Raw genomic sequence first — 23223 nt, 5'->3', positions numbered from 1 at the left:
CTGCCCCGCTCCGGCCCGGACTACGGTTTCCCCGTGCGTCGATCGTGCGGCGGCCCGCTCGGTCGTACGACCAAGGGCGGAGATCGGTACGGTCCTGAGACAGGGTCCAAACGTCGATTCGGCCCTTACCCTGAGCTCATGACCGCCCTGGGACCCCGCGACGCCGACGTCGCACCGACCGACAGGCCCGCCGACCCCGCCGCCGCCCCGGAAGGGGTGCTGGGCAAACGGCACCGGGCGCTGAGCATCGGCATCGTCTCGGTGGTCCTCCTGATCGCCTTCGAGGCGACGGCGGTGGGTACGGCGATGCCGGTCGCCGCCCGTGAGCTGCACGGCATCGCGCTCTACGCGTTCGCGTTCTCCGCGTACTTCACCACCAGCCTCTTCGCGATGGTGCTGTCCGGCCAGTGGGCCGACCGGCGGGGCCCGCTCGCGCCGCTGACCACGGGGATCGCGGCCTTCGCCGCCGGGCTGCTGCTGTCCGGCACGGCGTCCACGATGCTGCTGTTCATCCTGGGCCGGGCCGTCCAGGGCCTCGGCGGCGGACTGGTGATCGTCGCGCTGTACGTGGTGATCAGCCGGGCCTACCCGGAGCGGCTGCGGCCGGCCATCCTGGCGGCGTTCGCGGCGAGCTGGGTGGTCCCCTCGGTGGTCGGGCCGCTCGCCTCCGGGGCGGTCACCGAGCACCTCGGCTGGCGCTGGGTGTTCGTCGGCATCCCGGTGCTCGTGGTCTTCCCGCTGGCGCTCGCGCTGCCCGCGATCCGGCGGATGGCCGCAGGGCCCGCGGACCCGGAGGCGCCGGTGCCGCCGTTCGACCGCAGGCGGATCCGGCTGGCGCTGGGGATCTCGCTGGGCGCGGGGCTGCTCCAGTTCGCCGGCCAGGACCTGCGCTGGCTCTCCCTGCTGCCCGCGGCGGTGGGCGTGGCGCTGCTGGTGCCCGCGGTGCTCGGGCTGCTGCCCAGGGGTACGTACCGGGCGGCGCGCGGACTGCCGTCGGTGGTGCTGCTGCGCGGCATCGCGGCGGGGTCGTTCGTCGCGGCGGAGTCGTTCGTACCGCTGATGCTGGTCACCGAGCGGGGCCTCTCGGTGACCATGGCGGGGCTCTCGCTGGCGGTCGGCGGCGGCACCTGGGCGTTCGGCTCGTTCGTCCAGTCGAGGCCCCGGATGGATCCCTACCGGGAGCGTCTGGTCTCCCTGGGCATGGTGCTGGTCGCGGCGGCCATCGCGACGGTGCCGACCGTGCTGAACCCGGCGGTGCCGGTGTGGGTGGTGGGGGTCGCCTGGGCCTTCGGCTGCTTCGGGATGGGCATGGTCATCGCCTCCACCAGCGTCCTGCTGCTGAAGCTCTCCGCCCCCGAGGAGGCGGGCACCAACTCGGCGGCGCTCCAGATCTCCGACGGCCTCGCCAACGTGATGCTGCTGGCGGTCGGCGGCGCGGTCTTCGCGGCCCTCGGCGGCGGCTCGGTGGCGGGCCACCCGCCGGTCGCGGGGGCGGCGACGGGCTCGCACCCGGCGGCGTTCGCGGCGGTGTTCCTGCCGATGGCGTGCGTGGCGCTGGTGGGGGCGTGGGTGGCGACGAGGTTGCACGGGCGGGAGGGCTGAGGAGCTCGGTACCATTTTGGCCCCACTCGGTGGTACCGTTTTGGTATGGCTATGAACCTGCGTCTCCGCGACGACCAGACCGAGGCCCTCAAGCAGCGCGCCGAGCAGGAGGGCACCAGCATGCACGCCATACTGCTCAAGGCCGTGGACGAGTACCTGGCACGGACCGCGCACCAGGAGCTGGTCAAGAGGTCCGCCAAGGACCAGGTGGCCAAGTGGTCCGAGCTGCTGGAACGGCTCAAGTGACCTATACGTATCTGGACTCCGAGGATGTCCTGGCCATCGCGGAGAAGGCCGTTGACGACCAGGTGGTCGTGGTGCGTGACGCAGGCCTGCTGGTGGCTGCGGCGCACCGGCCCTCCGCTTCGATGTTCGGCCAGGAGGCGTACGCGGACCTGCTCGACAAGGCTGCCGCGCTTGTCCAGTCCCTCGTCGTCAACCGCCCCTTCGTCGACGGGAACAAGCGCACCGCGTGGGTGTCCTGCATGGTCTTCCTGGCCGTCAACGACGTGCAGCTGCGCCCCGACATCGACGCGGCCGAACGGCTGGTGATCTCCGTGGCGACAGGGAAGCTGGAGGACGTGAAGGCCATCGCGGAACTCCTGCGGGAGCTGGCCGAGCAGCTGTGACCTGAGTCGCACCGGAGCCACCGAGGGGCGTGCGCGCCACGTGTTCCGGCCGGGGCGCCGGTAAGGTGGCCCGGTTGTCGTACGGGGCCGGGCCGTGACCCGGTCACACTCCGCGACAGCCGCCACGTACCCGACGCTGCGACCGGAGACCGTGACTACCACCACCTCCCACCACCTCTCACCCGCCTTCCCAGGCCGTGCCCCCTGGGGCACCGCCAACAAGCTGCGAGCCTGGCAGCAGGGGGCGCTGGAGGCGTACCTCCAGGACCAGCCGCGCGACTTCCTCGCGGTGGCGACGCCCGGCGCCGGAAAGACGACCTTCGCGCTGACGCTCGCCTCGTGGCTGCTGCACCACCACGTGGTTCAGCAGGTCACCGTGGTCGCACCCACCGAGCACCTCAAGAAGCAGTGGGCGGAGGCCGCCGCCCGGATAGGGATCAAGCTCGACCCGGAATACAGCGCGGGACCGCTCAGCAAGGAGTACCAGGGCGTCGCGGTGACGTATGCCGGTGTCGGCGTGCGGCCGATGCTGCACCGCAACCGGTGCGAGCAGCGCAAGACGCTGGTGATCCTCGACGAGATCCACCACGCCGGTGACTCCAAGTCGTGGGGCGAGGCCTGCCAGGAGGCGTTCGACCCGGCCACCCGCCGCCTCGCGCTGACCGGCACGCCCTTCCGCTCGGACACCAACCCGATCCCGTTCGTGGAGTACGCGGAGGGCAACGACGGCATCCGTCGCTCCTCCGCCGACTACACCTACGGCTACGGCAACGCCCTCGCTGACGGCGTCGTCCGCCCGGTGATCTTCCTCAGCTACAGCGGCAACATGCGCTGGCGCACCAAGGCGGGGGACGAGATCGCGGCCCGGCTCGGCGAGCCGATGACCAAGGACGCGATCGGACAGGCCTGGCGCACCGCCCTCGCGCCGACCGGCGAGTGGATCCCCAACGTGCTGGCCGCAGCCGACAAGCGGCTCACCGAGGTCAGGAAGGGCATCCCGGACGCCGGCGGACTCGTCATCGCCACCGACCAGGACTCGGCCCGCGAGTACGCCAAGATCCTCAAGAGGGTGACCGGGCAGAAGGCCACCGTCGTCCTCTCCGACGAGAAGGCGGCGTCGAAGAAGATCGACCAGTTCGCGGCGGACGACTCCCGCTGGATGGTCGCGGTGCGCATGGTGTCCGAGGGCGTCGACGTGCCGCGCCTCGCGGTCGGCGTGTACGCGACGACGATCTCGACCCCGCTGTTCTTCGCGCAGGCCGTCGGGCGTTTCGTACGGTCGCGGCGCAGGGGCGAGACGGCGTCGGTGTTCGTGCCGACCATCCCGATGCTGCTCGACTTCGCGAACGAGATGGAGGTCGAGCGCGACCACGTGCTCGACAAGCCGAAGAAGGGCAGCGAGGAGGAGAATCCGTTCTCCGAGGAGGACAAGCTGCTCGCCGACGCGGAGCGGCTGGAGGACGAGGAGACCGAGGACCAGCTGCCGTTCGAGGCGCTGGAGTCCGACGCGGTCTTCGACCGGGTCCTCTACGACGGCGCCGAGTTCGGCATGCAGGCGCACCCGGGCAGCGAGGAGGAGCAGGACTACCTGGGGATTCCCGGGCTGCTCGAACCCGACCAGGTGCAGCTGCTGCTCCAGAAGCGGCAGACCCGGCAGATCGCGCACAGCCGCCAGAAGCCGGCGTCCGAGGCCGACCTGCTGGAGAAGGCCGCCGACGCCAGGCCGGTCGTCACCCACAAGCAGCTGCTCGAACTGCGCAAGTCGCTGAACACGATGGTCGGCGCGTACGTCCACCAGAGCGGCAAGCCGCACGGTGTCATCCACACCGAACTGCGGAGGGTCTGCGGCGGACCGCCGAGCGCGGAGGCGACGGCGGGACAGCTCCAGGAGCGGATCAAGAAGGTCCAGGAGTGGGCCACCCGGATGCGCTGAGCGCGGTCCGGATGCGCTGAGCGTGGTGAGGAGCGGGAGCCGGTACGACCGCGTGTAGCCCCGGTGCGACCGAGTGCCGGAGCCGGTGCGACCGCGTGCGGGCCCCGGTACGACTGAGGGCGGGAGCCGGATCTGTGCGTGATCCGGGTCCCGCCCTTCCGTCCGCCACGGACGGAATCGCTCCGGGAGGCGGCCCCCACGGTCGGCCCCCGGTGTGTCTGCCAGCGTAGGGCGCCCGCCGGCGCGGGCATATGCGCAAAAGTCCCGCCTCGCGATGACTTAGGTCCCGGAGGGCCGCCGAGGCGCCCCCGAGAGGGCAACTCCCGGCCCGCGCCCGGATTCTGGACGAGGTCTTCCGCTGAGCGGAGTGGATCGCTACCTTTCCCGCAACGCATAACGCCCCGTGGCAGTGCCGCCGCGGAGCGCAGCCGGTGCCATGGCCTGCCGGCGGCCTCTGCGCGCGTCGCCGACGGGACCGGTGATGTGCACGATGCGCAGGAGGACCGCCCGCACTCACCACAGAGGAGTGGGCGTCGTGACCGCGGAGACTTCCCAGACGCTCGACAGAGGACTGCGGGTCCTCAAACTGCTCGCCGATACCGACCACGGTCTGACGGTCACCGAGTTGTCCAACAAACTTGGCGTCAACCGCACCGTCGTCTACCGGCTGCTCGCCACGCTGGAACAGCACGCGCTCGTACGCCGGGACCTGGGCGGCCGTGCCCGGGTCGGGCTCGGGGTGCTGCGGCTGGGACGGCAGGTCCACCCCTTGGTACGGGAGGCGGCGCTGCCCGCACTCAGGTCGCTCGCCGAGGACATCGGGGCGACGGCCCACCTCACGCTGGTGGACGGGGCGGAGGCGCTCGCCGTCGCCGTGGTCGAGCCGACCTGGACGGACTACCACGTGGCCTACCGGGCGGGCTTCCGCCATCCGCTGGACCGGGGCGCGGCGGGCCGGGCGATACTGGCCGCACGCCAGAGCGCGCTGACCGAGCCGGGCTACACCCTCACCCACGGCGAGCTGGAGGCCGGTGCGAGCGGGGCGGCGGCTCCGCTGATGGGCGTCACCGGGGTGGAGGGCAGCGTGGGCGTCGTCATGCTGTCGGACTCGGTCCCGGAGCGGGTGGGCCCCCGGGTGGTCGACGCGGCCAAGGAGGTCGCCGACGCGCTGCGCTAGGGCGCGCTCCGGCGGGCGGCGACCTGCCCCTGGCAGCTCCGGCGGGCGTGAGGTGTCAGGGGGCGGCCGTTAGATTGGGGGAGTGCTCCCTCTTCTCTCGCGGCTCTCCCGCAACAGCCGTCTCGCCGTCTGCGCCCTGCCCGTCGTCGCACTGCTCGGGGTGGCCGCCCTGGTGCCGCTGCCGTTCGCGGTGGCACAGCCCGGTACGGCCACCGACGTCCTGGGCAAGGACAGCGAGGGCCGGCCGGTCATCAGCGTGTCCGGCGTGCCGACCCGGGAGACCACCGGGAAGCTGCGGATGACGACCATCGTGGCGACGGGGCCCTCGATCGACCACCGGGTCGGCGAGCTCGCCGACGCCTGGTTCAGGGAGGACCGGGCCGTCATGCCGCACGACGTCGTCTACCCGACCGGCGGCAACGACGAGGAGATCGCCGAGCACAACAAGGGCGAGATGCTGAAGTCACAGAACAGCGCCGTCTCGGCCGCACTCGGCTACCTCGGCGACAAGGGCAGGGGCGCCAAGGTCGACCTCCACCTCGCCGACGTCGGCGGCCCGAGCGCGGGTCTCCTCTTCACGCTCGGCATCATCGACAAGATCGACGGCAACGGCGCGGGCCGCGACCTCACCGGCGGCCGTGACATCGCCGGTACGGGAACCATCGACGCGGACGGGACGGTGGGCCAGGTCGGCGGCGTCCCCCTGAAGATCAAGGGCGCCAGGAAGGACGGCGCGACCGTCTTCCTCGTACCGAAGGCCGAGTGCTCGCAGGCGAAGACCGATCTGCCGGCCGGGATGCGGCTGGTGCCGGTGAGCACCCTCGACGGCGCCGTGTCCGCGCTCACCGAACTGGCGAGTCCGGGCGGCGCGGGGCGCGTCCCGAGCTGCTGACTCAGGCGCTGCCCGCCGTACGGAACCGGTTCTCGGCCGCGGCGCCCCCGGCGGTCGTACGGACGAGGCGCAGGCCCAGTTCGACGAGCGCCCAGCCGAGTTGGCCGCGTACGTCGTGACCGTGCGAGCGCGCGCGTGCCGCGGAGCGGGCCAGGCGCTCCGCGGCGGCCTCGCGCCGTAGATCGGCGGAGCGGACGGCGTGCAGATGGAGGAACGAGTCGACGTGCATGGCGGGTCTTCCTCTCGGATCTCGGGTCTCGGGTCTCGGGTCTCGGGTCCGCGGTCTCGGACCTGCGATCCCGGGTCCCGGGTCCCGTGGCTCGGAACCCGGACCGGCTCTCAGTCCTTGGGCAGGGGGAAACCGTGCAGATGGAAGCGGAACTTCTCGGTGTTCGTCGCGTCCTTGGCCCTGGGGCGGTAACTCTCGATCAACTCGTGCAGTTTCGCCGCGAGTTCGCCCGCGAGCTCCGGCGTCACCGACAGGGTGTACTCGCTCAGCAGGGCGGGCCGGCGCCACTCCTCCGGCCAGTCGCGCGAGGTGCCGAGCCAGGTGCTCAGATCCCTGGTGTGACTGTTGGCGATCTCGTGCAGGAACAGGTCGGACGCGCCGCGCAGCGCCGGATCGGGGCTGTCCGCCAGTGAGCCGTCGTAGTTGGTTCCCTGGTGGGTGGAGCGCCACCACCGCTCGCGGCCCTTGCCGCGTTCCGGGGCGTCCTCCACGAAGCCGTACGTGTCCAGTTGGCGCAGGTGATAGCTGGTGGCGCCGCTGGACTCACCCAGTCGGTCCGCCAGCTGGGAGGCGGTGGCGGGCCCGAAGTCACGCAGGGCGCGCAGGAGTTGGATGCGGAGCGGGTGGGCGAGTCCGCGCAGGGTGCGTGCGTCGAGGTGGTGCACCTTGCGTGCCGCGCCGGGCGGGTCCTGTCGGTTCGACGGGTGTACGGGGGCGTCGTCTTCGGGCATGGCCCCACCGTAAAGTTGCAAAGAGTCGGTTGCAAGAGGTTGTTTGCAACTACTTCTTTGCAGTTACTTCTTTGCATGGATGAGGAGGCCAACTCCCTCTCCCTCAGCCTTCCTTGATGAACCCCTCCGCCACCAGCCAGTCCTTCGCCACCGCATGCGGATCGTCGCCGTTCACATCCACCTTGGCGCTCAGCTCCTGTGCCACCTCGTTGCTGAGCTTCGCCGTGACCGGGGCCAGCAGGCCGGTGATGGCCGGGTACTTCGCCAGCGTCTCGCTGTTGACCTCGGGGGCGGCGTTGTAGTTGGGGAAGAAGCGCTTGTCGTCCTCCATCACCACCAGGTCCATCGCCTTGATCCGGCCGTCCGTCGTGAAGACCTCGCCGTAGGTGCACGACGAACCCCCGGACACCTGGGTGTAGATGATTCCGCTGTCCATCTTCGCGACGTTCGCCGAGGGGATGTTCATCCCGTACGCCTTCTGCATCCCCGGCGCCCCGTCGTCCCGCGACGCGAACTCGGGGGCCACGCACAGCGTCACCGCCGACGGGTCCTTCTTCGACAGGGCCGCCACGTCGGACAGGGTCCTGGTGCCGTACTTCTTCTGGTTGGCCCGGCTCATGGCCAGCGCGTACGTGTTGTTGAGGGTGGCGGGCGGCAGCCAGCTGACGCCGTTCGCCCGGTCCGCGTCGCGTACCGCCCGCCACTGTCCGGCCGGGTCGTTGATCGGCTCGGCATGGCCGAGGTAGGTGATCCAGGCGGTGCCCGTGTACTCGTACATCGCGTCCGCGTCGCCGCCCTTGACCGCCTCGCGCGCCCCGATGGAGCCCTGGATGCCGGTGCGGTCCAGCACCTGCGCGCCGGCCGCCTCAAGGACGAGGCCCAGGATCTGACCCAGCACCAGCTGTTCGGTGAACTCCTTGGAGGTGACGGTGAGCTGCGCCCCCTTGAGGGGGAGCCCCGCGCCGACCGTGCCCGGCCGTACGTCGTCCACCATCGGACTGCCGCTGGTCAGCCCGCACCCGGAGATCAGCGCGCCACAGGCCAGGAGAGCCGCCGCGGTCGCCGCGGCAGTGGCCCTCATGTCCCGACCTCCAGGCCGCGCGGCCGCAGCAGCAGTTCGACCAGCGACGCCAGCCAGTCCACGAACAGCGCGAGCGCCACCGTCAGCAGCGAGCCCAGCACCAGCACCGGCATCCGCTGCGTCGTGATCCCCGTCGTGATCAGGTCGCCGAGTCCGCCACCGCCGCCGAAGGCCGCGAGCGTCGCCGTGCCCACGTTCAGCACCAGGGCGGTCCGTACCCCCGCCAGGATCAGCGGCACGGCGAGCGGCAACTCCACCTTCGTCAGGACCCCTGTCCTCGACATGCCGATGCCGCGGGCCGCCTCCAGGAGCGTGGGGTCGTTGGCACGCAGCCCCGCTACGGTGTTGGAGAGCACCGGCAGCACCGCGTAGATGATCATGCCGATGAGTGCGGCCTTCTTGCCGATGCCCAGCCAGATCACCAGCAGGGCCAGCAGCCCGATCGCCGGGGTCGCCTGCCCGATGTTGGCGAGCGTCGTCGCCACCGGGGCCGCCCTGCGCAGCCCCGGCCTGGTCAGCGCGATCCCCAGCGGAATGGCGATCAGCAGGACGAAGAAGGTGGAGATCGCCGTCAGCTCGACGTGCTCCTGGAAGCGCAGCCGCACGTTGCCGTCCGCCAGCGCGTTGCGCGCAATCGAGTCGAGGTCCGCGGACCGGAACCACAGCCAGGTCACCAGCAGCACCACCGCCAGCACCGCCGGCATCAACACCACCTTCAGCCAGGTCACCCGACGCGGCAGCCGCTCCCGCGCCACCACCGGGCCGACCCCGGCGGCCTCCGGCGCCCCGGCGCCGTCGTCCAGGAAGGCGACCCCCTTGACCTCGTGCTCCCCCTGGGGCCGCTCCCGCTCCGCGCCGCCCGCCGGACTCATGAACGCTCCTCGGCGGGGGCGGGGCGGACCCGGTGCTCCGCCGCCTCCCGGCGGTCCGCCTCCAGCATCTCCTGCACCGAGTTCATCAGCGTCGCCATGTCGACGACCCCGGTGTACTCACCGCGCCGTCCGGTCACCGCGACCCGGCCCGCGTTGTCGATCAGTACCGCCTCCAGCGCGTCGCGCAGCGTCGCGTCCCGGGTCACCGTGTCGTGCACCAGCGTCCCCGCGCGCGCCAGCGAGCCCTTCGCCCGCATCAGGTCCCCCCGCCGCAGCCACTTGTAGGGCCGCCGGTGCCGGTCGAGCAGCAGCAGTTCGTTGGCCTGGGCGTCCCGCAGCTTGTCGAAGATCTCCTGGAGCGGGTCCTCGACGGTCACCGTCGGGAAGTCGGCGATCTCCACGTCCCGTACCCGCGTCAGGTTCAGCCGCTTCAGTGCGGCGCCCGCGCCCACGAACCCGGACACGAAGTCGTCCGCCGGGTTGGTGAGGATCGCCTCGGGGGTGTCGAACTGGGCGATGTGCGACCGGTCCCGCAGCACCGCGATCCGGTCCCCGAGCTTGATCGCCTCGTCGAAGTCGTGGGTGACGAAGACGATCGTCTTGTGCAGCTCGTGCTGGAGCCGGATCAACTCGTCCTGGAGGTGGTCGCGGGTGATCGGGTCCACCGCGCCGAACGGCTCGTCCATCAGCAGGACCGGCGGGTCGGCCGCCAACGCCCTGGCCACGCCCACGCGTTGCTGCTGTCCGCCCGACAGCTGACGCGGGTAGCGGCCCCGGAACTGGCCCGCGTCGAGACCCACCAGATCCAGCATCTCCTCCACCCGGGACGCCACCCGCGCCTTGCTCCAGCCCACCATCTTCGGTACGAGCGCGATGTTCTGCGCGACCGTCATGTGCGGGAAGAGGCCCGAGGACTGGATCGCGTACCCCACCTGCCGGCGCAGCTTCACCGGGTCCATGTCCGTGACGTCCTCGCCGTCGATCCGGATCCGCCCGGACGTCGGCTCGATCAGCCGGTTGATCATCTTCAGCAGGGTCGTCTTGCCGCCGCCGGACGGGCCGACGAAGACGACCGTCTCCCCGGCCCGGATGTCCATGCTGACGTTGTCCACCGAGGGGTACGGATTCCCCGCGTACTGCTTGGTCAGCTTCTCCAGCTGGATGGCTGCGCCACTCGCGGCCTGCTCAGGCACGGATCCCCCTCGGGATGGTCAGACGCCCCACCAGGACGTACACGGCATCGAAGACCAGCGCGAGCAGGACGATTCCCAGCGTCCCCGCCAGCACCTGGTTGAGCGCGTTCCTGCTGCCCAGCGAGGCGATCCCGCGGAAGATCTCGTTGCCGAGGCCGGGCCCCGACGCGTACGCGGCGATGGCGGCGATCCCCATCAGCATCTGCGTCGCGACCCGGATCCCGGTGAGGATCGGCGGCCACGCCAACGGCAGCTCCACCCGTACGAGCCGCGCCGCCCGGGACATCCCGATGCCGCGCGCCGCGTCCACCAGCGTCGGGTCCACGCCCCGCAGCCCGACGATCGAGTTGCGCACCACCGGCAGCAGCCCGTACAGCACCAGCGCGATCACGGTCGGCGCCACCCCGAGCCCCACCACCGGGATCAGCAGACCGATCAGAGCCAGCGACGGCACGGTGAGGATCCCGGACGCGGCCGTGGTCGCCAGGTTCCCGGCCCACTCGCTGCGGTAGGTGAGGACACCGATCAGCACCCCGAGCACGGTCGCCACGACCATGCACTGGAACACGGCACTGGCGTGCTGGAAGGCGTCCGCCAGCAACTGCTGGTACCTGCTGCCGAGGTACTGCCAGAAATCCACGGGCCACTCCTCGGCGACGGCGGGCGAAGCTCCGCACCACGGGCGGCGCGGACCACGGGCGGTCAGGACAGGCCGGACGCCTGTTCCACCAGCGGGATGATCCGCAGCGGAACGGGATTCTCCATGACGATCGCCGTGGAGGCCCGGACGATGCCATCAAAACCCACAACCCGGTCGATCACACGTTGAAGATCGGCGTTCGAGCGGGCGACGAGCCGGCACAGCATGTCGCCGTGCCCGGTCGTGGTGTGCAGCTCCAGCACCTCGGGCACCGAGGTGAGGTGTGCCCGTACGTCCGCGCCCTGCCCCTGCTTGATCTCCAGCGTCGCGAACGCCGTCACCGGATATCCCAGCGCCGCCGGGTCCACGTCGGGTCCGAACCCCCGGATGACGCCATTCGACTGAAGCCGGTCCATCCGGGCCTGCACGGTCCCGCGCGCCACCCCGAGCCGGCGGGACGCCTCCAGCACCCCTATCCGGGGCTCCCTGGCCAGCAGCACGATCAGCCGCCCGTCCAGCTCGTCCACCGCCACAAGAGCCTCCCACCGCTGGTCATCCTGTACAGATCGCCCGCTCATCCTCGCCTCCCGCTGCACAGATTGACCAGCTTTTACGTAAACTATTGCGCACCTTGCGATGTGGGGCGACGCTCCACACATGACTGAGACCACTGAACACGTCACCCCCACCACCGCGCGCGAGGCCGACCCCTTCCCGGTCAAGGGAATGGACGCGGTCGTCTTCGCCGTCGGCAACGCCAAGCAGGCCGCCCACTACTACTCGACCGCCTTCGGCATGAAGCTGGTCGCGTACTCCGGACCGGAGAACGGCAGCCGCGAGACCGCCAGTTACGTCCTCACGAACGGTTCCGCCCGCTTCGTGTTCACCTCCGTCATCAGGGCCTCCAGCGACCACGGCCGCTTCATCGACGCACACGTCGCCGAGCACGGCGACGGCGTGATCGACCTCGCCATCGAGGTGCCGGACGCCCGCGCCGCGTACGCCTACGCCACCGCGCAGGGCGCCACCGGACTCACCGAGCCGCACGAGGTCAAGGACGAGCACGGCACCGTGGTGCTGGCCGCCATCGCCACCTACGGCAAGACCCGCCACACCCTCGTCGAGCGCAAGGACTACACGGGCGCCTACCTGCCCGGCTTCGTCGCCGCCGCGCCCATCGTCGAGCCCCCGGCCAAGCGGACCTTCCAGGCCATCGACCACTGCGTCGGCAACGTCGAGCTCGGCAAGATGAACGAGTGGGTCAGCTTCTACAACAACGTCATGGGCTTCACCAACATGAAGGAGTTCGTCGGCGACGACATCGCCACCGAGTACTCCGCCCTGATGTCGAAGGTCGTCGCGGACGGCACGCTCAAGGTCAAGTTCCCGATCAACGAGCCGGCCATCGCGAAGAAGAAGTCGCAGATCGACGAGTACCTGGAGTTCTACGGCAGCGCAGGCGTCCAGCACATCGCGCTCGCCACGAACGACATCGTCGCCTCGGTGCGCGCGATGCGGGCTGCCGGTGTCCAGTTCCTCGACACCCCCGACTCGTACTACGACACCCTCGGCGAGTGGGCGGGCGAGACCCGCGTGCCCGTCGAGATCCTCCGCGAGGAGAAGATCCTCGTCGACCGCGACGAGGACGGCTACCTCCTGCAGATCTTCACCAAGCCGGTCCAGGACCGCCCGACCGTCTTCTTCGAGATGATCGAGCGGCACGGCTCCATGGGCTTCGGCAAGGGCAACTTCAAGGCCCTCTTCGAGGCGATCGAGCGCGAGCAGGAGAAGCGCGGAAACCTCTAGGCGGACCGGCGTCCCGCGTCTCAAGGGGGATCGGCGTCCCCCCCCGCCTCAAGGGGGATCGGCGCCCCCCGCCTTCCAGGGGATCGGCGCCCCTCCCCGCCTCAAGGGGGATCGGCGTCCCCCCCCGCCTCCAGGGGGATCGCCGTCCCCCCGCCCGAGGCGTCAGCGCTTCTTGCGGGGGGAGGGCTCTGCCGTGCGCGGTTCCTGGCTGCGCCCGGCCGGGCCCTGTGCGGGCGGGCTCACCGGCCGCGACGGCCACATGCTGGCCGGTCCGCCCTCCGGCGGGTCGCCCAGCCGGGTCAGGGAGGCCTGGGCGCGCGGGGCCCACAGCGGGGAGAACACCGGGTTCACGCGCAGCGCCTCCTCCAGGTGCCTGCGGGCCGCCCCGTAGTCGCCCACGGCCCGCTCGATCTCACCGCGGTGGTAGGAGAACAGGGCACTGCGCACCCCCGCCTTCGTCGCCTTGCGCGCGTACTCCAGCGCCGCCTCGTCGTCGCCCGCACGGTGCAGCGCCCAGCCCAGCGCGTCCGCGACCTCGGGCCCGTGCCGCCGCGACCACTCCTCGCGCAGCAGCTCCACCGCCGTGTCCGCGTCGCCGTGATCGGCCTCCAGGCGCCCGAGCACCAGGTTTCCGCGCACGCCCTGCCTGCTGTCATAGGCGACCTGGGCGCGCGCGACCCCGTACTGGGGCTCGCCGTTCCCGCCGTCGGCCTCCGTCAACTCGCCCAGCTCCAGCGCGTACTCGGGGCGCGGCGTGAGCGCGAGGGCGGTCCGGTACGCCTTCACCGCCTCCGGTGTGCGCCCCAGCCCCGCCAGCACCCGGGCCCGGCCCGCGACCGCGGCGCCCTGCCTGCGGTCCAGGGCGAGCGCCGAGTCGTAGAAGCCGAGCGACTCGGACAGATCGCCCCGCTCCCAGGCGAGCTCGGCCGCCCGCAGCAGCTCGTCCGCCTTCTCCCGGGGGGTGCCGGCCAACGCCACCGCCTGTGACGTCAGAGCCGCGGCGTCCTCCCGCCAGCCCTTGTCGCGGTAGGTCTGCGCCGTCCAGCCCAGCGCCGTGGCCCCGCCCCGCTTCTCCATCAGCTCCTCGGCCGTCCTGGCCGCCGCCTTCGGGTCACCGAGCCGCCCGTAGGCGTCGATCAGCAGCGGATACGCCGCCCACGACCCGGGCGACTGCATCCGCACACTCTCGCCCCACCGCTTGGTCGCCGCGAAGTCCCCCCGTTGGTGGGCGAGTTGCGCCATCGCGGTCATTCCGGCGACGTTGCCCCGCGCCGCGGGCCGTACGGCCAGGGAGCGCTTCAGCGCCGCCTCCGCCTTCGGGTAGAAGGCGGCGTCCGCCCCCCGCGCGCCCCGCTCCACCAGTGCACCGCCGAGCGCCGACCACGCGCCGTGGTCCAGGGGGTTCGTGCGCACCCGGGCGTTCAGGGCGGCGAGCGAACTCGCGACGCCCGGCGCGCCGGCGGCGGGGCGCGCGGCCGGCTTCTGCTCCTCACCCGACCGGGGGAGTGCCACGAGGACGCCGCCGGCGACCGCTGCCGCCACCACCGAGGCGATGGCGGCCCGGCGCACCGGCTTCGACAGCTTGCGCACCCCCCTGCCCCTCGGCAGCCGCGAAAGGTCCAGCAGCTTCGACGCCGGCCGGAGCGGCACCGCCTTGTCCGGCGGCGGCAGGGGGAGGGAGAGCGACTGCCCCTGTTCCTGCGTTCGCTCGGGCCTCCGCCCGGTCTCCGGTGACTCTGCGGCGGTTTCCGTGACGAGATCCGTGGCGGGCTCCGGCTCCATGGCGTCCATGCCGCTCACTGTGCGCCAGTACGACGAGCACACCCGTGCGCCGCGAACACAGACGCAGACGGGTTCACACCGATGGCCCCGGGGTGCCAGGCTGGACAGCATGGATGATCTTCAGAGGTTGCACGCCCTGCTGCGCGAGGGCCTGCCGGACGAAGCCCTGATCACCGACCCCGACGTCATGGACTCCTACGCCAGGGACATGGCCAGCTTCTGCGCGGCGGGGCTGCCCGCGGCAGTCGTCCTGCCCCGCACCGTCGAGCAGGTCCAGCACGTCATGCGCGCCGCCACCGCCTGCCGTGTCCCCGTCGTCCCGCAGGGCGCCCGCACCGGGCTGTCCGGCGCGGCCAACGCCTCCGACGGCTGCATCGTGCTCTCCCTGGTCAAGATGGACCGCATCCTGGAGATCAGCCCCGTCGACCGCATCGCCGTCGTCGAACCCGGCGTCATCAACGCCGTCCTGTCCCGCGAGGTCGCAGCCCAAGGCCTCTACTACCCGCCGGACCCCTCCAGTTGGGAGATGTGCACCATCGGCGGGAACATCGGCACCGCGTCCGGCGGGCTGTGCTGCGTCAAGTACGGCGTGACGGCGGAGTACGTGCTCGGCCTCGACGTCGTCCTCGCCGACGGACGGCTGCTCACCACCGGGCGCCGTACGGCCAAGGGCGTCGCCGGGTACGACCTCACCCGGCTGTTCGTCGGCTCCGAGGGCAGCCTCGGCATCGTCGTCCGCGCGGTGCTCGCGCTCAAGCCCGCCCCGCCCCAACAGCTCGCCCTGGCAGCCGAGTTCGGCTCGGCGAAGGCCGCCTGTGACGCCGTGTGCGAGATCATGGCACGCGGCCACGCGCCCTCGCTGCTCGAACTCATGGACCGTACGACACTGCGCGCGGTCAACGCGATGGCCCACATGGGCCTGCCCGAGTCCACCGAGGCGCTGCTCCTGGCCGCCTTCGACACCCCCGACCCGGCCGCCGACCTCGCGGCGGTGGGGGAGATCTGCACCGCCTTCGGAGCCACCGGGGTGGTACCGGCTGAGGACTTCGCAGAGTCCGAACTGCTGCTCCAAGCAAGGCGGTTGTCGCTCACCGCGCTCGAAGCGGTCAAGACCGCCACCATGATCGACGACGTGTGCGTACCCCGTTCGAAGCTCGGCGCGATGATCGAGGGCACCGCCGCCATCGCGGACAGGTACGACCTGACCATCGGCGTCTGCGCGCACGCCGGCGACGGCAACACCCACCCCGTGGTCTGCTTCGACGCCGCCGACGAGGACGAGTCGCGGCGCGCCCGTGAGTCCTTCGACGAGATCATGGCGCTGGGCCTCGAACTGGGTGGCACGATCACCGGCGAACACGGTGTCGGCGTACTCAAGAAGGAATGGCTCGCGCGCGAACTGGGGCCCGTCGGTGTGGAGTTGCAACGCGGCATCAAGGCCGCCTTCGACCCGCTCGGACTGCTCAACCCGGGAAAGCTGTTCTGATCGCTTCAGGACATGTGCTCGTCGCTTGAGGACGCGTGTTCGTCGCTTGAGGAAACGCGCTCGGCTGCGCCCTCGCGGTGCACCGTGCCCGCCCGCGGCCTTCGGCGCGCGGTCCGCGGGGCTCCTCGGGGCGTAGGTCCAGCGGCGGGCCCCCGCCGGGCCGAACGTCCGATGTGCGTCCGGTGCGTCCCGCATAGCGTGCTCGGAGTACAGCCGACCGTCCGACGAGGAGGAATCGTGCCCGCACGACTCGACCACACCATCGTCCACAGCCGCGACCGCTTCGCCTCCGCCCGCTTCCTGACGGAACTCATGGGCGCACCCGACCCCAAACCCTTCGGCCCGTTCGCCACCGTCCCGCTGGAGAACGGCGTCTCCATCGACTACGCCGACGCGCGGGGTGAGCACCACGGCGAGGAGGGCGACGCCCCCATCGTGTCGCAGCACCTGGCGTTCCTCGTCAACGACGAGGAGTTCGACGTCATCCTCGGCCGCGTCCAGGAGCGCGAAATCCCGTACTGGGCCGACCCGTACAGCAGGAAGCCCCAGCAGATCAACCACGACCACCAGGGCCGCGGCTTCTACTTCCGCGACCCGGACAACCACTTCTTCGAGTTCCTCACCCACACCTACGTGACCGACTAGCTCTCTCCCTCCTGCGAGGTGGCCAGCAGCTCGGCCAGCGCGTCGTCGAGACCGAGCTGCCCGCCCTCGCTTCCCGGCGGCACCACGGTCAACGTCCGCTCCAGCCAGGCCGACACGATCGGTGCGGACCCCTCCAGCAGCGCGTCCCCCTCGGGCGAGGTCAACGCCACACACACGACCGAACGCCCGTCGACCGTTGTCGGCCAGATCCGGACATCTCCGTGGCCGCAGGGCCGGAACACCCCGTCCACGAGCAGTTCGCGCGCAAACGTCCAGTTGACCGGGTAGTCCGATCCGATGTGGAAGGTGATGTGTACGGCATACGGGTCGTTCGTCCGGTACATCAGCCGGGCCGGTACGGGGATGGCACGCTCGGGGGAGAGGACGAGGTCGAGCTCCAGCTCGCGCTCCACGACGGTGTGCTGCACGGGTGCACTTCCTTTCCGGTACGGGGCCCCCACTCGGGCCGTACCGGAGGAGAGCGCGCTGTCCGCCGTTCATTACGCGACTTCCGCCGAAGTTTTGCCGTGGGACCGGCATTGACCGAAAAGTGGTGCATCCGGGCGGACGGGCCCGGTGGTGGGTGGCGGTCTGGTAGATGTGGACCCCGGAATTCAAGACAACGAGGCCTCTAGCAGATACGGGACACGGTGATGAGCGCCCCCACACCGGCCGACGGCGGACACGCACCCGGCCACGGCTTCTATCCCGATCCGTCCATCCCCGGCTACGTCCGCTACTGGAACGGCGCTTCCTGGGTGCCGGGAACCAGCAGGCCGGCCCCCGCCCCGGGCGAGCCGATGCCGGCCCCGCCGCCGGGGGCCGCCCCCGCTCCCCCGCCCGCCCCGCACGCCGGCCTGCCGAACCTGGCGTCCGTCCCGGCCCCGGGTCCTGCCGGCCCGTCCGTCCCCTCGGTGGAAGAGACCGGCCCGTTCTTCTTCGACGAGGAGGAGCCGGAAGCGGCGGCCCCCGGTGGGCCCGCCGGCCAGGAGGTGGAGGTACGGCGAGCCGCCGAACCCGCCGTCGCCTGGCAGGCCGACACCGCCCGCCAGAACGGCTTCGACACCGCCCGCGACCGCCGAGTCTCCTGGGGCTCCCCCGACTCCCCGAACCCCGCGTCCCCCACCTCCCACTCCCCGCACGCCCCCGGTACTCATGGCGCCCCCGGCGCCCATGGTGTTCCCGGCACTCATGGCGCTTCCGGTAACCACGGGGCTTCCGGTAACCACGGCGCTTCCGGTACCCGCGTCGCTCCCGGCACGCATGGCGCTCCTGGCACCCCCGGCACCCATAGCGCCCCCGGCGCCCCTGGGACCCCCGGCGCCCCTGGGACCCCCAGCGCCCATGGGGCCCCTGGCGTCCACGGGACCCCTGGCACCCCCGGCCCCTCCACCGCCGACCCCCGCATTCCCCGCCCTTCGCACACCTCGCGGGCCTCGCACACCTCCCCCGCCCTCCCCGCCCGTGCCGAGCGCCCCGCCCTGGAGGCCCAGGGCGGGGCCGCGAGGGCGGGCAAGGGGTCGGCCCCCGGCGGGGCCGCGCCCCTCGCCGCCGCCGCGCCCCGCATCGGCCCCGCCACCCCGGCCCCGGCCGCCACCTCCGGCGCAACCTCCGCGGACACGTACACCCCGCGCACGACGGCCCCCCGCGCCCCCGCCCCCCGCACGCCCGACGGCACCCTGTCCATCCGCGCCGTCAGCCCCCCGGACCGGCGACGGCCCGACCCCCGCCCCGTACCCCCGCAGTCGTCGGCCCCGCAGGGGCAACTCCCCTCGCAGGGAAGCCAGTCGTCCGCAAGGCCCGCCTCCTGGGCCCAGCGGGGCGACCAGCCGGCCACCGCCCGCAGCACCCCGTCACCCGCTCCCGCGCCCGCAGCCACTCCCGCGTCCGACGCCGACGCCCCTCCGGTGGTCCCCTGGAAGCCCCCCGTCGAGGACGTCTTCGCGAAGGCGGCCCGTGAGCAGGCCGCCGCCCGGCCCGCCGGTCTCGGCCGCCGCCTCGCGGCCCGCCTCCTGGACACGGTCGTGCTCGGCGCCGCCGTGGCCGCCGTCGGCGTGCCCCTGGCGGCACAGGCCGTCGAGCACATCGACGAGAAGATCCGCGAGGCCAAGCTGTCCGGCACGACCGTCACGGTCTACCTGCTCGACGGCACCACGGTCGGCCTCCTCGGCATCGTCCTCGGCGCGTTCCTGGTGCTGGGTGTCCTCTACGAGGCGGTGCCCACCGCGAAGTGGGGCCGCACGCTCGGCAAGAAGGTGTTCGGACTCCAGGTCCGCGACATCGAGGAGCACCAGCCGCCGCGCTTCGGCGGAGCGCTGCGCCGCTGGCTGGTGTACGGGGTGCTGGGCATGCTCGGCGTCGGCGTGCTGAACGTGCTCTGGTGCCTTGTCGACCGGCCGTGGCGCCAGTGCTGGCACGACAAGGCGGCCCGTACCTTCGTCGCGGGCAGGAACTGACCCCCGCGCATCTGATTGCCTGTCACCGGCTTGGCCCCCCACGTCCCCCATACGGCGTCCGAGCCCTTGCGGGCACTGGGGGCCGGGGGTCGACTGCCGGTATGACCACCGACCAGCCGCCGCCCGGCGTGCCGCCTGAGAACGACCCGTTCCGGAAGTACCCGCCGCCCCCGCCCCCGCAGGGCGGCGGCGCCGGCAACCCCTACGACCGGCCGCCGGGCGACACGGGCGGCTCACTGCCGCCGTACGGCGGAGGCCCGTACGGGGGTGACGGCGGACCCGGCGGCGGCCACGGCGGCTTCGGCGGCGGTTACGGCGGTGGCCCCGGGGCCGACCCGCTGAGCGGCATGCCCCCACTGGCCTCGCTCGGCAAGCGGTTCCTGGCCAGGTTCCTCGACCTGCTCATCGTCGGCATCCCGCTCGCGATCATCGGCATCCCGTTCGGCACCTACGAGCGGATCAACAAGACCACCGACGACCTGGGGGACACCATCACCCAGGTCAGTACCGGCAAGAGCATGGTCTTCCAGCTGATCTCGATCCTCGTGTACCTCGCCTACGACACGTACCTGACCAAGAAGAACGGGCAGACGCTCGGCAAGCGCATCATGGGCCTGCGCGTCGCGATGCTCAACGACGGCAGCACCCCGCAGACGAACTCCGCCCTGGTGCGCGCCGCGGTGCTGCTGCTGCCCGCGCTGATCTGCTGCCCCTGCCTGTGGTGGCTCATCACGCTGGTGATGATCGCCGTCGACAAGCCGTACAAGCAGGGCCTGCACGACAAGGCGGCGAAGACCGTGGTCGTCACGGTCGCCCCGTGACGGGCGCCCGGCCGCGGGCCGCCGGGACCCTAGCCGGGCAGTGAGTGCTCGCCCACCGAGGAGCGTGCGCGGGGACCCGGCACCCGGACCCCGTCGTACGCCCCCGGCCGGGCGGGCGCGGCCGGTGCGGGGACGGCGGCGGGCTCGCCCGCGGAGCTGCGCGCCGTCCGCCTGGTGTGCGAGATCGGCACGGTCATCGCGACCAGCAGTCCGAGCCCCAGTGCCGCGCAGGCGATCACCGCGATCCAGGCGCCCGACGTGGTCTGCGACAGCAGGATCATCGCGAGGGTGGAGAGGACCGCGGTCATCGCACCGTACGTGCACTGGGCGACCGACGGGGTCGGGAGCTGGATCCGGATCGGAGTCTGGCGCGTCCGCTGCATGGCAGTTCCGTCCTCGGAGCACGGGGGTGGGGTCGCGGGTCTGGGCTGACCCTACGACCATGAGCTTCCCACGCGGAACGGCCGGTAAGCGTGACCTAACCCACGGTGCCGATGCATGGGGGGCGCACGGCGTCACGGGGTCGTCCGCCCCTTGAGACGCGAGCGCCCGCAGGGGGAGGCCCGGCGGGCACTTCCGGCGCTCCGTGAGGAAGTTGTTACCTACAAGAAGTCCGGATAGCGGAGTTCGTGAACTGCTTAGCGTGCGCGGTGAGTTCATGTCAAGGTCTGTCTTTTCTTCCACAACTCCGGTCGAATGTCGTCACTTGTGACGCGCGCCGCGCACGGAACCCCTCACCCTTCGGGCCGGCCGGCCCGCGGGGGAGGACACCACCAAGTGACAGTCAAGAGACGTGCCCTGCGAGGCACCGCCGTGCTCGTGGCGCTGGCAGCGACCGCGGCCACCGCCTCCACCTTCGCCACCGCGCAGGCCGCTGCGCCGGTGCGGCTCCCGGCGGCCGTGGGCCACCAGGACCCGGCGCAGCCGGACTCGGGCGGGGCCGCAGGCAAGGGCGACAAGGGCCACGTCATCGACGGCCCGTACAGCGCCCAGCAGGCCCAGCAGCGCGAGACCGCCCTGGAGGAGGTCCTCAGGGGGACCAAGAAGGCGGAGAAGCGAGGCAGTTCCAGCGTCGTCAAGCTCGACGACAAGAAGTACGTGGAGCTCGGCCGTGAGCGCACCGACCAGATCTTCACGATCCTGGTCGAGTTCGGCGACAAGGTCGACAACACCACGATGTACGACCCGGACGGCAGCGGTCCGAAGCCGCCGATCAAGAAGTACGGCGGCACCCCGGGACCGCTGCACAACCAGATAGCGGAGCCCGACCGCAAGAAGGACAACTCCACCGCCTGGCAGCAGGACTACAACTCGGCCCACTTCCAGAACCTGTACTTCGGTACCGGCAAGGGCCCCGACGGCAAGCCCGTCGAGTCCCTCAAGACGTACTACGAGAAGACCTCATCGGGCCGCTACTCGGTCGAGGGCAGGGTCTCCGACTGGGTCAAGGTCGAGGCGAACGAGGCCCGTTACGGCTCGGACTACTGCGGCAGCAACAACTGCCCCAACGTCGAGGACCTGGTCCGCGACGGCGTCAACGCCTGGGTGGCCAAGGAGAAGGCGGCCGGCCGCACCGACGCACAGATCAAGGCCGACCTCACGAAGTACGACGCGTGGGACCGCACGGACCACGACAACGACGGCAACTTCAACGAGCCCGACGGCTACATCGACCACTTCCAGGTCGTGCACGCCGGTGAGGACGGCTCGGCGGGCGGCGGCGCCCAGGGCACCGACGCCGTGTGGGCACACCGCGGTTACGCGTTCGGCCGCGACGACGGCGAGACGGGCCCCGCGGGCTTCAAGGCCGGCGGCACCCCGATCGGCGACACCGGCATCTGGGTCGGCGACTACACCGCGCAGCCCGAGAACGGCGGCCTGGGCGTCTTCGCCCACGAGTACGCCCACGACCTGGGCCTGCCCGACCTCTACGACACGACCAACACCGCCGAGAACTCGGTCGGCTTCTGGTCGCTGATGTCGGCGGGCTCCTGGCTCGGCACCGGCAAGAACGAGATCGGTGACCTCCCCGGCGACATGACCGCCTGGGACAAGCTCCAGCTCGGCTGGCTCGACTACGACAAGGCCAAGGCCGCCAAGACGTCCCTGCACAAGCTGGGCGTCTCGGAGTACAACACGAAGAACCCGCAGGCCGTCGTCGTCGAACTGCCCAAGAAGAACGTCACCACCGAGGTGGTCAAGCCCGCCGAGGGCGCCAAGCAGTGGTGGTCGGACTACGGCGACGACCTCAACAACACGCTCACCCGCGACGTCGACCTGACGGGCAAGGCGAAGGCGTCCCTCGAACTCACCGGCTGGTGGGACATCGAGGCCGACTACGACTACCTCTACACCCAGGTCTCCACCGACGGCGGCGCCAGCTGGCAGTCCATCGACGGCACCGCCGACGGTGAGCCGATCACCCGCGACGGCGGCGACAAGCCCGCCATCACCGGTGTCTCGCAGACCCACAAGAAGCTGGTCTTCCCGCTCGACGCGTACGCGGGCAAGAAGATCGGTGTCCGGTTCCGCTACAAGACCGACGGCGGCGCGGGCGGCAAGGGCTTCACGGCCGACAACATCACCGTGCAGGCCGACGGCGCCCCCGTATTCACCGACAACGCCGAGGGCGACGACAACGGCTGGACCGTCCGCGGTTTCTCCCGCGTCGGCGATTCCGTCAACGGCGACTTCGAGCAGTACTACATCGCCGAGAACCGCCAGTACGTCAGCTACGACAAGACCCTCAGCTCCGGCCCGTACAACTTCGGCTTCCAGAAGACGGACCGCCCCGACTGGGTCGAGCACTACGCCTACCGCCCCGGTCTCGTGATCTGGCAGTGGGACACCTCGCAGCGCAACAACAACGTCAGCGAGCACCCGGGCAAGGGCCTGCTCCTGCCGGTCGACGCCCACCACAAGCCCTTGAAGTGGCAGAACACCGGCAAGCTGATCTCCAACAAGATCCAGCCGTACGACGCCGCCTTCAGCTGGTTCCCGAACCCCGGTTTCACCCTCCACAAGGAGGGCGTCGCCACCCGCGTCCCGGCCCAGCTCGGCGTCCCGTACTTCGACGACCACAAGAACACCTACTGGTCCGAGGAGAACCCCACGGGAAGCGTCAAGACAACTGACACCAACACCCGGATCTCGATCGTCGGACAGCCGCTGGACGGCCGGACGATGTCCATCCTGGTCAGCAAGGCCGCCGGCCGGTAATCACTTTTAGGCCATTTCCCCAGGTCAGA

The 23223-nt window shown here is 71.3% G+C and carries 22 protein-coding genes; 12 read left to right on the top strand and 10 right to left on the bottom strand.

From position 1 onward, the window contains the following. The first annotated feature begins 138 nt into the window (after positions 1-138). The 6 genes from ACIQM4_RS32630 to ACIQM4_RS32605 all read left to right on the top strand — a co-directional run bounded on the left by ACIQM4_RS32630 (position 139) and on the right by ACIQM4_RS32605 (position 6233). Complete coding sequence (locus ACIQM4_RS32630) at positions 139-1602, top strand: MFS transporter (protein WP_401598906.1); 1464 nt, start codon at positions 139-141, stop codon at positions 1600-1602. Between the two features lie 45 nt (positions 1603-1647). Then, positions 1648-1848 carry a CopG family transcriptional regulator gene (locus tag ACIQM4_RS32625; RefSeq protein WP_401598904.1) on the top strand — a complete coding sequence of 67 codons (201 nt, stop codon included), beginning with the start codon at positions 1648-1650 and terminating at the stop codon, positions 1846-1848. Further along, positions 1845-2231 (top strand): type II toxin-antitoxin system death-on-curing family toxin, encoded by a 387-nt coding sequence (locus ACIQM4_RS32620; protein ID WP_401598902.1) that lies wholly within the window; start codon positions 1845-1847, stop codon positions 2229-2231. The genes ACIQM4_RS32625 and ACIQM4_RS32620 overlap by 4 nt, the downstream gene beginning before the upstream one ends. 151 nt (positions 2232-2382) lie before the next feature. Then, positions 2383-4164, top strand: a complete 1782-nt coding sequence (locus tag ACIQM4_RS32615) for a DEAD/DEAH box helicase (RefSeq protein WP_401598900.1) — start codon at positions 2383-2385, stop codon at positions 4162-4164. Between the two features lie 535 nt (positions 4165-4699). Next, positions 4700-5341, top strand: a complete 642-nt coding sequence (locus ACIQM4_RS32610; RefSeq protein ID WP_401598898.1) for an IclR family transcriptional regulator — start codon at positions 4700-4702, stop codon at positions 5339-5341. 82 nt (positions 5342-5423) lie between these two features. Beyond that, positions 5424-6233, top strand: coding sequence for a hypothetical protein (locus ACIQM4_RS32605; protein ID WP_401598896.1), 810 nt, complete (start codon positions 5424-5426; stop codon positions 6231-6233). A 1-nt stretch (position 6234) separates the two neighbouring features. Here ACIQM4_RS32605 and ACIQM4_RS32600 read toward each other — a convergent pair whose 3' ends face one another. The 7 genes from ACIQM4_RS32600 to ACIQM4_RS32570 form a co-directional block, all read right to left on the bottom strand. Continuing rightward, positions 6235-6462: a hypothetical protein gene (locus ACIQM4_RS32600; RefSeq protein WP_401598895.1), complete on the bottom strand. Its 228-nt coding sequence runs from the start codon at positions 6460-6462 to the stop codon at positions 6235-6237. Positions 6463-6572: 110 nt separating this feature from the next. Next, complete coding sequence (locus ACIQM4_RS32595; RefSeq protein ID WP_401598891.1) at positions 6573-7193, bottom strand: ArsR/SmtB family transcription factor; 621 nt, start codon at positions 7191-7193, stop codon at positions 6573-6575. A 103-nt stretch (positions 7194-7296) separates the two neighbouring features. Then, positions 7297-8274, bottom strand: a complete 978-nt coding sequence (locus tag ACIQM4_RS32590) for a glycine betaine ABC transporter substrate-binding protein (RefSeq protein WP_401598889.1) — start codon at positions 8272-8274, stop codon at positions 7297-7299. Continuing rightward, positions 8271-9146, bottom strand: a complete 876-nt coding sequence (locus ACIQM4_RS32585) for an ABC transporter permease (protein WP_401598888.1) — start codon at positions 9144-9146, stop codon at positions 8271-8273. Before ACIQM4_RS32585 ends, ACIQM4_RS32590 begins: the two co-directional genes overlap by 4 nt. Further along, the gene (locus ACIQM4_RS32580; RefSeq protein WP_401598886.1) at positions 9143-10339 is read right to left on the bottom strand and encodes a betaine/proline/choline family ABC transporter ATP-binding protein; all 1197 of its coding nucleotides are present in this window, start codon (positions 10337-10339) and stop codon (positions 9143-9145) included. Before ACIQM4_RS32580 ends, ACIQM4_RS32585 begins: the two co-directional genes overlap by 4 nt. After that, complete coding sequence (locus ACIQM4_RS32575; RefSeq protein WP_401598884.1) at positions 10332-10979, bottom strand: ABC transporter permease; 648 nt, start codon at positions 10977-10979, stop codon at positions 10332-10334. The genes ACIQM4_RS32580 and ACIQM4_RS32575 overlap by 8 nt, the downstream gene beginning before the upstream one ends. Positions 10980-11041: 62 nt before the next feature. Continuing rightward, entirely contained in the window at positions 11042-11512 is a 471-nt protein-coding gene (locus ACIQM4_RS32570) for an Lrp/AsnC family transcriptional regulator (RefSeq protein WP_401598998.1), read from the bottom strand. 124 nt (positions 11513-11636) lie between these two features. On the opposite strand from ACIQM4_RS32570, the gene hppD reads away from it, so the two are divergent. Then, positions 11637-12785: a 4-hydroxyphenylpyruvate dioxygenase gene (gene hppD / locus ACIQM4_RS32565; RefSeq protein ID WP_401598882.1), complete on the top strand. Its 1149-nt coding sequence runs from the start codon at positions 11637-11639 to the stop codon at positions 12783-12785. 162 nt (positions 12786-12947) lie between these two features. Here hppD and ACIQM4_RS32560 read toward each other — a convergent pair whose 3' ends face one another. Continuing rightward, positions 12948-14576 (bottom strand): tetratricopeptide repeat protein, encoded by a 1629-nt coding sequence (locus ACIQM4_RS32560; RefSeq protein WP_401598881.1) that lies wholly within the window; start codon positions 14574-14576, stop codon positions 12948-12950. Between the two features lie 100 nt (positions 14577-14676). Between ACIQM4_RS32560 and ACIQM4_RS32555 the strand changes: the two genes are divergently transcribed. Further along, the gene (locus ACIQM4_RS32555) at positions 14677-16053 is read left to right on the top strand and encodes an FAD-binding oxidoreductase (protein ID WP_401598879.1); all 1377 of its coding nucleotides are present in this window, start codon (positions 14677-14679) and stop codon (positions 16051-16053) included. Positions 16054-16290: 237 nt separating this feature from the next. Further along, the gene (locus tag ACIQM4_RS32550; protein ID WP_401598878.1) at positions 16291-16698 is read left to right on the top strand and encodes a VOC family protein; all 408 of its coding nucleotides are present in this window, start codon (positions 16291-16293) and stop codon (positions 16696-16698) included. Here the strand turns inward: ACIQM4_RS32550 and ACIQM4_RS32545 are convergent. Continuing rightward, positions 16695-17126, bottom strand: a complete 432-nt coding sequence (locus tag ACIQM4_RS32545) for an SsgA family sporulation/cell division regulator (protein WP_401598876.1) — start codon at positions 17124-17126, stop codon at positions 16695-16697. The genes ACIQM4_RS32550 and ACIQM4_RS32545 overlap by 4 nt on opposite strands. Before the next feature lie 225 nt (positions 17127-17351). On the opposite strand from ACIQM4_RS32545, the gene ACIQM4_RS32540 reads away from it, so the two are divergent. Both ACIQM4_RS32540 and ACIQM4_RS32535 read left to right on the top strand, forming a co-directional pair. After that, complete coding sequence (locus ACIQM4_RS32540) at positions 17352-19154, top strand: RDD family protein (RefSeq protein ID WP_401598874.1); 1803 nt, start codon at positions 17352-17354, stop codon at positions 19152-19154. A 101-nt stretch (positions 19155-19255) separates the two neighbouring features. After that, positions 19256-19975: an RDD family protein gene (locus tag ACIQM4_RS32535; RefSeq protein ID WP_401598872.1), complete on the top strand. Its 720-nt coding sequence runs from the start codon at positions 19256-19258 to the stop codon at positions 19973-19975. A 29-nt stretch (positions 19976-20004) separates the two neighbouring features. Here the strand turns inward: ACIQM4_RS32535 and ACIQM4_RS32530 are convergent, their stop codons facing one another. Then, on the bottom strand, positions 20005-20358 hold the full coding sequence (locus ACIQM4_RS32530; RefSeq protein ID WP_401598871.1) for a hypothetical protein: 354 nt from the start codon (positions 20356-20358) through the stop codon (positions 20005-20007). A gap of 436 nt (positions 20359-20794) precedes the next feature. Between ACIQM4_RS32530 and ACIQM4_RS32525 the strand changes: the two genes are divergently transcribed. Further along, entirely contained in the window at positions 20795-23194 is a 2400-nt protein-coding gene (locus ACIQM4_RS32525; protein ID WP_401598996.1) for an immune inhibitor A domain-containing protein, read from the top strand. Positions 23195-23223 lie beyond the last annotated feature (29 nt).

Source organism: Streptomyces sp. NPDC091272, from assembly GCF_044757485.1.
Lineage (GTDB): Bacteria > Actinomycetota > Actinomycetes > Streptomycetales > Streptomycetaceae > Streptomyces.
The sequence above is the reverse complement of the archived record's forward strand: the minus strand, read 5'-3'. Positions and strand labels throughout refer to the sequence as shown.

What these genes read in the sequence shown, in the direction of transcription:
- ACIQM4_RS32630 (WP_401598906.1), top strand. Translation starts at nt 139, where the DNA reads ATGACCGCCCTGGGACCCCGCGACGCCGACGTCGCACCGACCGACAGG.
- ACIQM4_RS32625 (WP_401598904.1), top strand. Translation starts at nt 1,648, where the DNA reads ATGGCTATGAACCTGCGTCTCCGCGACGACCAGACCGAGGCCCTCAAG.
- ACIQM4_RS32600 (WP_401598895.1), bottom strand. Translation starts at nt 6,462, where the DNA reads ATGCACGTCGACTCGTTCCTCCATCTGCACGCCGTCCGCTCCGCCGAT.
- ACIQM4_RS32595 (WP_401598891.1), bottom strand. Translation starts at nt 7,193, where the DNA reads ATGCCCGAAGACGACGCCCCCGTACACCCGTCGAACCGACAGGACCCG.
- ACIQM4_RS32590 (WP_401598889.1), bottom strand. Translation starts at nt 8,274, where the DNA reads ATGAGGGCCACTGCCGCGGCGACCGCGGCGGCTCTCCTGGCCTGTGGC.
- ACIQM4_RS32585 (WP_401598888.1), bottom strand. Translation starts at nt 9,146, where the DNA reads ATGAGTCCGGCGGGCGGCGCGGAGCGGGAGCGGCCCCAGGGGGAGCAC.
- hppD (WP_401598882.1), top strand. Translation starts at nt 11,637, where the DNA reads ATGACTGAGACCACTGAACACGTCACCCCCACCACCGCGCGCGAGGCC.
- ACIQM4_RS32560 (WP_401598881.1), bottom strand. Translation starts at nt 14,576, where the DNA reads ATGGACGCCATGGAGCCGGAGCCCGCCACGGATCTCGTCACGGAAACC.
- ACIQM4_RS32555 (WP_401598879.1), top strand. Translation starts at nt 14,677, where the DNA reads ATGGATGATCTTCAGAGGTTGCACGCCCTGCTGCGCGAGGGCCTGCCG.
- ACIQM4_RS32540 (WP_401598874.1), top strand. Translation starts at nt 17,352, where the DNA reads ATGAGCGCCCCCACACCGGCCGACGGCGGACACGCACCCGGCCACGGC.
- ACIQM4_RS32535 (WP_401598872.1), top strand. Translation starts at nt 19,256, where the DNA reads ATGACCACCGACCAGCCGCCGCCCGGCGTGCCGCCTGAGAACGACCCG.
- ACIQM4_RS32530 (WP_401598871.1), bottom strand. Translation starts at nt 20,358, where the DNA reads ATGCAGCGGACGCGCCAGACTCCGATCCGGATCCAGCTCCCGACCCCG.